Source organism: Geminicoccus flavidas, assembly GCF_009806515.1.
Classification (GTDB): domain Bacteria; phylum Pseudomonadota; class Alphaproteobacteria; order Geminicoccales; family Geminicoccaceae; genus Geminicoccus; species Geminicoccus flavidus.
Map to the genome: position 1 here is coordinate 1 of NZ_WUJP01000853.1, position 9,253 is coordinate 9,253.

Here is a 9,253-nt window from a genome sequence, read left to right on the forward strand (position 1 = left end):
AAACGGGTATTTTTCTTCGAAGAGTACATTCCCTGCGATCACCCGCTGCCCTATCTCGAGCATCATGCCTTCCCCGATGCCAACGTCATCGCCCTGCGGCCGCGCCTGCCGCACTGGTGGGATGCCCAGGCACGCGACCAGGCCTTGCGGGAGCTGCTGAACATCCTCCTCGCCACCATCCGCGAGCCACGACCGCTGTTCTGGTTCTACACGCCGATGATGTTCAGCTTCGCGCGCGACATCGACGCTGCCGGCATCGTCTACGACTGCATGGATGAACTCAGCAATTTTCGCCAGGCCCCGCCAGAGCTGCGCACGCTCGAGGCGGAGCTGATTCGTAAGGCGGACGTCGTCTTCACGGGCGGCCACAGCCTCTACGAGGCCAAGCGCCACCTGCACGACAACATCCATCCCTTTCCGTCTGCCGTGGATGTCGACCATTTCGCCCGGGCGCGCAGCTGTCCAGAAGCGGGCTGCCCCGACCAGGCCGGGATTCCTGGCCCGCGGCTGGGCTTCTACGGGGTGGTGGACGAGCGTCTCGACCTCGACCTGTTGCGCCAGGTGGCCCAGGCACGCCCGGACTGGAGCCTGGTCATCCTCGGCCCGGTCGTGAAGATCAACCCGGACGACCTGCCGAGGCTGCCCAACATCCACTATCTGGGTGCCAAGAAGTACGCCGAGCTGCCGGACTATCTCGCCGGCTGGGACCTGGCGCTGATGCCGTTCGCGATCAACGAGGCGACACGCTTCATCAGCCCGACCAAGACACCCGAATATCTCGCCGGCGGCCGCGCGGTGGTGTCCACGCCGATCATGGACGTCGTCCGGCATTATGGCGAGACACCGGCGGTTGCGATCGCCGACACGGCGGATGGTTTCGTCCTGGCCTGCGCAAGGCTGCTCCAGGCCTCGGCGCCAGAGCGCGCGGCTGCTCTGCAGGAGGCCGACCGGCTTCTCGCGCAGATGTCGTGGGATCGCACCTTCGGCTCGATGTGCGACCTCATCGCGGAAGCGGTCACCCAGCGTGCGGCGCATGGGCAGGCATCGTCTGCGGCCAAGCCGCTGTCCTACCCCGCGATCCGCCCCTCCAACCGGCGCCCCGCCTATGATGCGGTGGTCGTCGGCGCCGGATTTGCCGGTTCCGTCCTGGCCGAACGCCTTGCGGCCGGGTCCGGCAAGCGCGTGCTCGTGGTCGATCGCCGCCCGCACGTCGCCGGCAATGCCTTCGACCGGAAGGACGCGGCCGGCATCCTGATCCACCAGTACGGCCCGCATATCTTCCACACCAACAGCCAGCAGATCGTCGACTATCTGTCGCGCTTCACCCGCTGGCGCCCCTACGAGCATCGTGTGCTCGCGAGCGTGGACGGCCAGCTCCTGCCCATCCCGATCAACCGGACCACGCTGAACGGCCTATACGGTCTCTCGCTGCGCACCGAGGAGGAGGCGGCTTCCTTCCTCGCCAGCCGGGCAGAGCCGATCGAGGTGAAGAGGACGTCCGAGGATGTCGTGGTGGCGGCGGTCGGCCGTCATCTCTACGAGACCTTCTTCCGCGGCTACACCCGCAAGCAGTGGGGCCTGGATCCGTCGGAGCTGGACAAGTCGGTCACGTCCCGCATCCCGACCCGGACCAATACCGACGACCGCTACTTCCTGGACAGTTTTCAGGCGATGCCGCGCGATGGCTACACGCGCATGTTCGAGAACATGCTCGACCACGACAATATCGAGATCGAGCTGGGCGTCGACTATCGGGATGTCCGCAAGGACATCCGGGCAGCGCACACCATCTTCACCGGCCCGGTCGACGAGTATTTCGACTACCGCTTCGGCAAGCTTCCCTACCGGAGCCTGTCCTTCCGGCACGAGACGCTCGACCAGCGTCGCTTCCAGCCAGTGGCGGTGGTCAACTACCCGTCCGAGCAGGTGCCCTATACCCGGATCACCGAGTACAAGCACCTGACGGGGCAGATCCACGAGAAGACCAGCATTAGCTACGAGTTCCCCTGCGCGGATGGTGACCCCTACTATCCGATTCCCCGCCCGCAGAACCAGGCGCTCTACCGGCAATATGCCGCGCTGGCGGAAAGGCAGCCCGACGTCACCTTTGTCGGGCGGCTCGGGACCTATCAGTACTACAACATGGACCAGGTCGTGGGGCAGGCCCTGGCCGCCTACCGGCGCCTGGCCGAGCGTGAGGAGCCCAGGCAGCAGCGGCCGGTGCATGCGACGGCGGTGGCCCTGGCCGATTCCGTGTGACGACCGGCCGGACGCGGGATCCGCGCCCGGCACGGCCGCCTTTTTGACTGGTGCAAACGGGGACCCGCTGCCGCATGCAAGATGAATTTCTGTTTCGCAGCTTCCTGATGGGCGGCTTCGAGTGCTCCTGCCATCGCCGTCGTGGCGGCGGTAGGCGCCTCGACCTGATCAGGTCCACCATGCACGACCAGCTGGCCGAGGCAGACTATCGCCAGCTTCGCGAGTTCGGCCTGCACACCATCCGCGACGGACTGCGCTGGCATCTGATCGAAGCGAGCCAGGGGTCCTATGACTGGTCGAGCTTCCTGCCCATGCTGCGCGCCGCCCGCCGGGCGGAGGTCCAGGTCATCTGGGACTTGTGCCACTATGGCTGGCCCGACCACCTCGACATCTGGTCGGCGGCCTTCCCGGAGCGCTTTGCCCGCTTCGCCGCCGAGACCGCCCGCTTGGTGCGCGAGGAGAGCGACGCGATCCCGCTCTATTGTCCCATGAACGAGATCTCGTTTTGGGCCTGGGCCGGCGGCGACGTCGCTCGGATGAACCCGGGCACGCGCGGGCGGGGGGGCGAGCTCAAGCGCCAGCTCGTGCGCGCTGCGCTCGCGGCCGTCCGGGAGATCCGTGCCGTCGAGCCGCGTGCCCGTTTTGTCTACGCTGAACCCGCCATCCACATCACCTCGGCTGCCTTGTCCGGCAAGGCCCGCGCCGCTGCCGAGGCCTATCGCCTGGCCCAGTTCGAGGCCTATGACCTCCTCTGTGGGCGGATTGAGCCGGAACTGGGCGGCTCGCCGGACTGTCTCGACATCATCGGGGCGAATTTCTATCCCGAGAACCAGTGGTACTATCGCGGCCGCACGATCCCCTTCGGCCACCATGCCTATCGGCCGTTCCGCACCATGCTGGCCGAGCTGCATGCACGCTACGGCCGGCCGATCCTGGTCAGCGAGACCGGTGCGGAAGGCTCGGCCAGGCCGTCATGGCTGCACTATGTCTGTGCCGAGGTGCGTGCCGCCATGGCGCTGGGTGTGCCGGTGCTCGGGATCTGCTTCTATCCGATCCTGGACTATCCCGGCTGGGACAACAACCGGCACTGCGACGTGGGCCTCCTGAGCAAGCCCGACAGCCTGGGACGGCGCAGCGTCTGCGAGCCGCTGCGCGACGAGTTCGAGCGCCAGCAGATGACCTTCCAGACGATCACCACCTCCGTATCGTCCGATCGTCCCGTCTTGGCACTGGCGGATGGTGATGACTGACAGCGCAGCATTGCTCGAAGGTTCCCGGCCGCGCCTGAAGTCGCGCCGAGCTGCGGTCGATCCGCAGGACGTGCCGCAGTTCCTGCGCAGCCCGCAGACCTTCATCATGCACTACCTGGCGTCCTGGCGCTGGCACTTCATCCTCCTGGCGGCGCTGGTCGTCACTGCCGGCTGCTCGGCCGTGGGCGTGCAGTACGCGATGAAGCTGCTGGTCGACGGGATGGCATCCGGGCCCGGCGACAATATCGGCCTGGTCTGGACGGCGTTCGTGGCCTTCGTCGGCCTGATCGCCCTGGAGAGTCTGCTCTGGCGGGCCAGCGGCTGGCTCGGCTGCCGTGCCACGATCGGCGTCGGGGTCGACATGCGGCTCGACCTGTTCGACCATCTGAGTGGCCAGCCGATGCGGTACTTCACCGAGAACCTGGCCGGCTCGCTCGGCCAGCGGATCACCGCCACGGCAGGCAATTTCGGGGCGCTGTCGAACACGCTGGTCTGGCGCATCACCCCGCCCACCATCGACTTCCTGGGTGCGCTGGTCGTGTTCACCACGATCAACGGCCAGATGGCGCTGGCGCTGGGCGTCTACGTGGTGGCGGTCACGGTCGGCCTGATCCTGTTCGGCGAGCGGGGCCGGCCCCTGCACCAGGCCTTTGCCGGGACCGCGGCCGAGGCGGCCGGCGGCCTCACCGACGTGATCTCCAACATGTGGGCAGTGAAGGCGTTCTCGGCCCGCAAGCGGGAACGCCAGCGCCTGGCCGGCATCTTCGCCGTCGAAGCAGGCCGACAGCGCCGGAGCTGGATGTTCCTGGAGAAGACCCGGCTGCTCTACGACATCCTGCTGTGGGGGATGGTCACCGGCATGCTGTCTTGGGCGCTTTATCTCTGGGGCCAGGAAGCCATCACCACCGGCGACGTCGTCATCGTGAGCATGTTCACCTTCCGCATCCTGCACGGCGTCCGGGACCTGTCGCTCGCCCTGATCGAGATCGGCCAGTATTTCGGCTTCATCGCGGATACGCTGAAGCTGATCGGCCAGCGGCCGACCCTGGTGGACAATCCCGACCATCGGGTGCTGCAGCGAGGCGGGGGCTCGGTCGAGTTCCGCAAGGCCGGCTTCGCCTATGGCACGCCCGACCGGGAAGCGATCCACGAGCTGAGCCTGTTCATCCGGCCGGGCGAGAAGGTCGGGATCGTGGGGCCGTCCGGTGCCGGCAAGTCGACCCTGATCAGCCTGATCCAGCGCCTCTACGACGTCCAGAGCGGCGACGTCCTGATCGACGGCCAGTCGGTGACGAGCATCACCCAGGACAGCCTGCGCGATGCGCTGGCCGTGGTGCCCCAGGAGATCAGCCTGTTCCACCGCTCGGTCATGGAGAACATCCGCTTCGGCCGGCCCGACGCCTCCGACGAGGAGGTGTACGCCGCCGCACGCGCCGCCTGCTGCGACGGCTTCATCCGCAGCCTGCCCGACGGCTACGACACGCTGGTCGGCGAGCGCGGCACCAGGCTGTCCGGCGGTCAGCGCCAGCGGATCGGCATCGCCCGGGCCTTTCTGAAGAACGCGCCGATCATCATCCTCGACGAGGCGACCTCGGCCCTCGACACCGAATCCGAGATGGCGATCCAGCATTCCCTGGTCGACCTGATGGAGGAGCGCACGGTCATCGCGGTGGCACACCGCCTTTCCACCGTCGCCGCATTCGACCGGGTGCTGGTCATGCAGGACGGCCACATCGTCGAGGAGGGGCCCGCGCACGAGCTGCGCCGCCGCGGCGGCCTGTTCACCCGCATGTGGCGCCTGCAGGCCGAGGGGCTACCGGTCGATGCCCTGCGGACGGCGGACGCAGGCAGCACCTCCACCCTGCGGGAACGGGCGGCGATCTAGCCGTCCGGCCAGACATGGCGGCCGCCCGGCGGCCGCCATGTCGCCACCCTAGGAAGCCGCCTCTTCCGGGCCCGGCGCCGGATCGATCCGTTCGTACAGCTTGGCCGCCGCGGCGCCGTTCATGACGAAGCGCTCGAACGGGTAGAGGTGGTGGATCGGATGCTGCTCGAACTCGGCGCGCAGGCGGTAGCGCTCGCCCAGCCGGTCGAGCAGCGGCCGCTTCAGCTCCGGCGGCAGCTCCTCGAAGAACACGCCCTGCTCGACCAGGATGAAGCGCGGGTTGGAACCCAGGATCCGCTGCAGCTCGACCCGGGGCTCGACCCAGGCACAGCCGTCACGGCCCGGAAAATGCTGGTTGGGCAGGCCGGTGAAGGCGAACCGGGTCGGGATCTCCGCACCGGTCAGGTAATAGACGATCGGCATGAAGCCCACGACATAGAGCGCATCGCCCGGGCGCAGGTCCCTCGCGATCTCGGCGGCCGCCTGTCGCGCCGCATCGCCCGCATGGGCCTCCCCGCCGACATAGCGGTCCCGCGCCACATAGATGGCGTTCACGATCGGGTTCTTCGCGACCGCGAACACGCCCAGCACCACGAGTGCTGCCAGGATGGCACGCCGGCCGAAGCCGCCGTCCAGCCGCTCCAGGACGCCACGTCCCAGGAGAAAGCCGGCGAGCAGGCCCAGCGGCATCAGGAACTGCAGGAAATAATGGTCGGACATGAAGCGCAGGAAGACTTGGCCGATCCCGACCAGGACGATCCAGAGCCACAAGAACAGGATGGCGCGCCGCTCGCCCAGGTCGCGGGCGAGGCGGCCGCCGACGACCAGGACCATGAGGGCCGCGACCCATAGCGGTGCCTGCTCCACCACGGCACGGAATCCGGCGTCCCAGGCGATCTGCGGGCCGGTGTCGCCATAGAAGCCGCGATGGGTGGTGAGGTTGCCTGCCACCCAGGCGTCCCAGTGCCCGCTGGCTGCATAGACCAGCATGACCAGCAGCGTCGGCACCGTGGCGGCGAGTCCCAGTGCTGCCAGGGGCAGCCAGGCTTCCCGGATGCGTGCGGGCAGTTGCCGGAGGCCCGGCGTGGTCAGGAGGAAGAATCCGAACAGATAGGCCAGCATGTCGATAGCCACGACCTGCTTGATCTGCAGGCCCACTCCCAGCACCAGGCCCGCCGTGACCATGAGGCCGAGCCGCGGCCGGCCGCCGGTACCGGTCGCCTGCAGCGCGAGCAGCAGGCCCAGCAGGGAGGCCAGGTTCATGAACAGCTCGGCCTGGGCGTTCAGGCCGCCATTGGCCAGCATGAAGACGACATAGCTGAGCCCGGCCGCCGTCCCGATGTGGCGCTCGGGGTCGTCGAACAGACGTGGCGCCACCGTCCAGAGGAGGAAGGCGCTGAGGCCCACCGCGATGGCGGCGCACAGGCGCATGGCCAACACCCCGTCCATCGGCAGCGCGCTGATCAGCGCGAACAGGCCGAACAGGCCGGCCGGCTTCAGGTCGCAGATCGCGGTGTACGGCAAGAACCCCTGTCGGAGCTTGTCGCCCATCAGCAGGTACATGCTCTCGTCGAAGTTCAGGACTGAATAGAGCATCGCCGGCAGGCGCAGGACGACTGCCAGGGCGATGAACCCCAGTGCCACCCAAAGCCCGCCCGCCGCTTCAGGTCGCCCTGCTGAATCACCCGTCATCGTTCACCGATCCCCCATGCCATGCCGCCCGCCGGCCCATGTCGAACCGACGGCTCCACCTGGACCAACGGCTTGAGCAACCTGCTACCGGTTCGCCGGTGCCGGGAGAGGGGTGAGCGGCACGGCTCGGGGTGTCATGAACGCCACGCCATCCGTGCGCCCGTGGATGAGGTGCCGGCCGGCATTGACCGGGAAACCGAAGCCCGCGGACGCCTTCGCTCCTGCGCGCATCGGCGTGACACTGACACCATTCGCCGCCTGCCGGTTCATCCAGGGGTGGGAGACGCTGCCGCTCCGGATAGCCCGGCACAGCCGGAACGGGGTGGCGTGATCAGGCAGGCCCGCGGGGGTGCGTGCGGTCACGGGCTCCGCATTCATTGCGAGGTCTGCGCTGCCCCCGCGTTCGGGAAGAAGAGCTGCTCGCCCTCGATCCGGTAGTCGGCGATCGCCTTCTGCCCCTCGTCCGAGATCAGCCAGTCGATGAAGGCCTGACCCTCGGCGGCCTTCACGTTCGGATGCTTGTCGGGGTTCACCAGCATGACGCCGTACTGGTTGAACAGGCGTCGGTCGCCCTCGACCAGGATCGCGAGCTCGCCCCGGTTCTTGAAGGACAGCCAAGTGCCGCGGTCGGACAGGACATAGGCATTGGAGGCCGAGGCCATGTTGAGGGCAGGGCCCATGCCCTGGCCGATCTCCCGGTACCAGTCGCCGCCGGCATCTGTGATGTCGACCCCCGCGGCCTGCCAGTAGCGCAGCTCGGCGGCATGGGTGCCCGAGCGGTCGCCGCGGGAGATGAAGGGCTCCCCGGCAGCCGCGATCCGCTGCAGGGCCTGGAGGATGTCGGTGCCGCCCGCCTTTGCCGGGTCGCTCTCCGGGCCGGCGATGACGAAGTCGTTGTACATGACCTCGACCCGGTTCACGCCATGCCCTTCGGCGACGAACTTCTCCTCCGCCGCCCGGTCGTGGACGAACACCACGTCGGCATCGCCGCGCCGGCCGACATCGAGCGCCTGGCCAGTGCCGAGTGCTACCACCTTGACCTCGATCCCGGTCTTCTCGGTGAACTGCGGCAGGAGATGGCCGAACAGGCCGGACTGCTCGGTGGAGGTCGTGGACGCGACGGTGATCGAGGACCCGGCCGATGCCAGGGCCGGCGCCATCGCCAGGAGGGCGACGCCAAGGGCTAGGAGGCTGCGGCGAAGGACTGCCATGGCATTTCCGCTTTCAGGAAGGCCCGGGCCTCGGGAGTCCTGGGCATGGTGAGGATCTGGCTGGTGGCACCGTGCTCGACGATGCGGCCTCCGCAGAGCACCAGCACGTCGCGGGCGAGCCGGGCGACCTGGCCCATATTGTGCGACACCAGGACGATCTTGGTGCCCGCCTCGGCCATGGAAGTGACCAGCTGCTCGATCGCCTCGGTGGCGCCGGGATCGAGATTTGCCGTGGGCTCGTCCAGCAGCAGGAGCTCCGGTTCGGTCACCCAGGCCCTGGCGAGGGCCAGCCGCTGCTGTTCGCCGCCCGAGAGTTTCTGCGCCGGATCGTCCGCCCGGTCCGCCAGTCCCACCCGTGCCAGGGCGGTGGCGACGCGGCGGTCCGCCTCCGCACGGGACAGGCGGAGCGGGACGAGGGCGAGCGCGATGTTGCGCGCGACGCTCGCCCGGATCAGGCCCGGCCGCTGGAACACGAAGCTGCGCCGGATGCTCTCGGCCGGCCGCGGGCCGAACCGGACCGTGCCGCTGTCCGGCTGCAGGAGGCCGTCGATCATGCGCAGGGTGACGCTCTTGCCGGCCCCGTTCGGGCCGATGATGGCGGTGATGCCGGGCAGGGTGATGGTCGCGTCGAGGCCGGCGAGCACGGTCCGACCGTTCGGGCAGAAGCGGAGGGCCCGGAGGACGATCTGCAGCCCGGTCGTCATGGCCCGGCCGTCATGGATAGAGCCGCATCGTGTAGGCGCGCATCGCCGAGGCCGTCGCGTTGACCGCGAGCACGATGGCGATGAGCAGGATGCCCAGTGCTATGGCGAACGGCAGGTCGCCCTTCTGGGTTTCCAGCGAGATCGCCGTGGTCATGGTGCGGGTGTAGCCATCGATATTGCCACCGACGACCAGCACCGCACCGACCTCGGAGATGGCCCGGCCGAACGCGGCCAGCACCGCCACCACCAGGG

7 protein-coding genes and 1 pseudogene are annotated in these 9,253 nt (G+C 68.2%); 3 read left to right on the forward strand and 5 right to left on the reverse strand.

The annotated features are described in order from the left end of the window. The 3 genes from glf to EQG76_RS24510 all read left to right on the forward strand — a co-directional run. Positions 1–2,259: UDP-galactopyranose mutase (glf, locus tag EQG76_RS24500; protein ID WP_159717213.1), on the forward strand; the 2,259-nt coding region annotated here is incomplete at its 5' end. Positions 2,260–2,333: 74 nt separating this feature from the next. Next, positions 2,334–3,509 carry a glycoside hydrolase family 1 protein gene (locus EQG76_RS24505; RefSeq protein WP_159717215.1) on the forward strand — a complete coding sequence of 392 codons (1,176 nt, stop codon included), beginning with the start codon at positions 2,334–2,336 and terminating at the stop codon, positions 3,507–3,509. After that, positions 3,502–5,394, forward strand: a complete 1,893-nt coding sequence (locus EQG76_RS24510) for an ABC transporter ATP-binding protein (protein ID WP_159717217.1) — start codon at positions 3,502–3,504, stop codon at positions 5,392–5,394. The genes EQG76_RS24505 and EQG76_RS24510 overlap by 8 nt, the downstream gene beginning before the upstream one ends. Positions 5,395–5,442: 48 nt before the next feature. Here the strand turns inward: EQG76_RS24510 and EQG76_RS24515 are convergent, their stop codons facing one another. The 5 genes and pseudogenes from EQG76_RS24515 to EQG76_RS24535 all read right to left on the reverse strand — a co-directional run. Next, positions 5,443–7,086 carry a glycosyltransferase family 39 protein gene (locus EQG76_RS24515; protein WP_159717219.1) on the reverse strand — a complete coding sequence of 548 codons (1,644 nt, stop codon included), beginning with the start codon at positions 7,084–7,086 and terminating at the stop codon, positions 5,443–5,445. An 84-nt stretch (positions 7,087–7,170) separates the two neighbouring features. Then, on the reverse strand, positions 7,171–7,449 hold the full coding sequence (locus tag EQG76_RS24520; protein ID WP_159717221.1) for a hypothetical protein: 279 nt from the start codon (positions 7,447–7,449) through the stop codon (positions 7,171–7,173). A gap of 11 nt (positions 7,450–7,460) precedes the next feature. After that, positions 7,461–8,297 carry an extracellular solute-binding protein gene (locus EQG76_RS24525; RefSeq protein WP_159717223.1) on the reverse strand — a complete coding sequence of 279 codons (837 nt, stop codon included), beginning with the start codon at positions 8,295–8,297 and terminating at the stop codon, positions 7,461–7,463. Further along, a complete protein-coding gene (locus EQG76_RS24530; protein WP_159717225.1) occupies positions 8,270–9,001 on the reverse strand; it encodes an ABC transporter ATP-binding protein in 732 nt (243 codons plus the stop codon). Before EQG76_RS24530 ends, EQG76_RS24525 begins: the two co-directional genes overlap by 28 nt. Before the next feature lie 10 nt (positions 9,002–9,011). Further along, positions 9,012–9,253: pseudogene (locus EQG76_RS24535) on the reverse strand (ABC transporter permease); the annotation flags it as partial.

Bases quoted from the DNA above. Each gene is read 5' to 3' on its own strand.
- EQG76_RS24505 (WP_159717215.1), top strand. From the start codon at position 2,334: ATGCAAGATGAATTTCTGTTTCGCAGCTTCCTGATGGGCGGCTTCGAG.
- EQG76_RS24510 (WP_159717217.1), top strand. From the start codon at position 3,502: ATGACTGACAGCGCAGCATTGCTCGAAGGTTCCCGGCCGCGCCTGAAG.
- EQG76_RS24515 (WP_159717219.1), bottom strand. From the start codon at position 7,086: ATGACGGGTGATTCAGCAGGGCGACCTGAAGCGGCGGGCGGGCTTTGG.
- EQG76_RS24525 (WP_159717223.1), bottom strand. From the start codon at position 8,297: ATGGCAGTCCTTCGCCGCAGCCTCCTAGCCCTTGGCGTCGCCCTCCTG.
- EQG76_RS24530 (WP_159717225.1), bottom strand. From the start codon at position 9,001: ATGACGACCGGGCTGCAGATCGTCCTCCGGGCCCTCCGCTTCTGCCCG.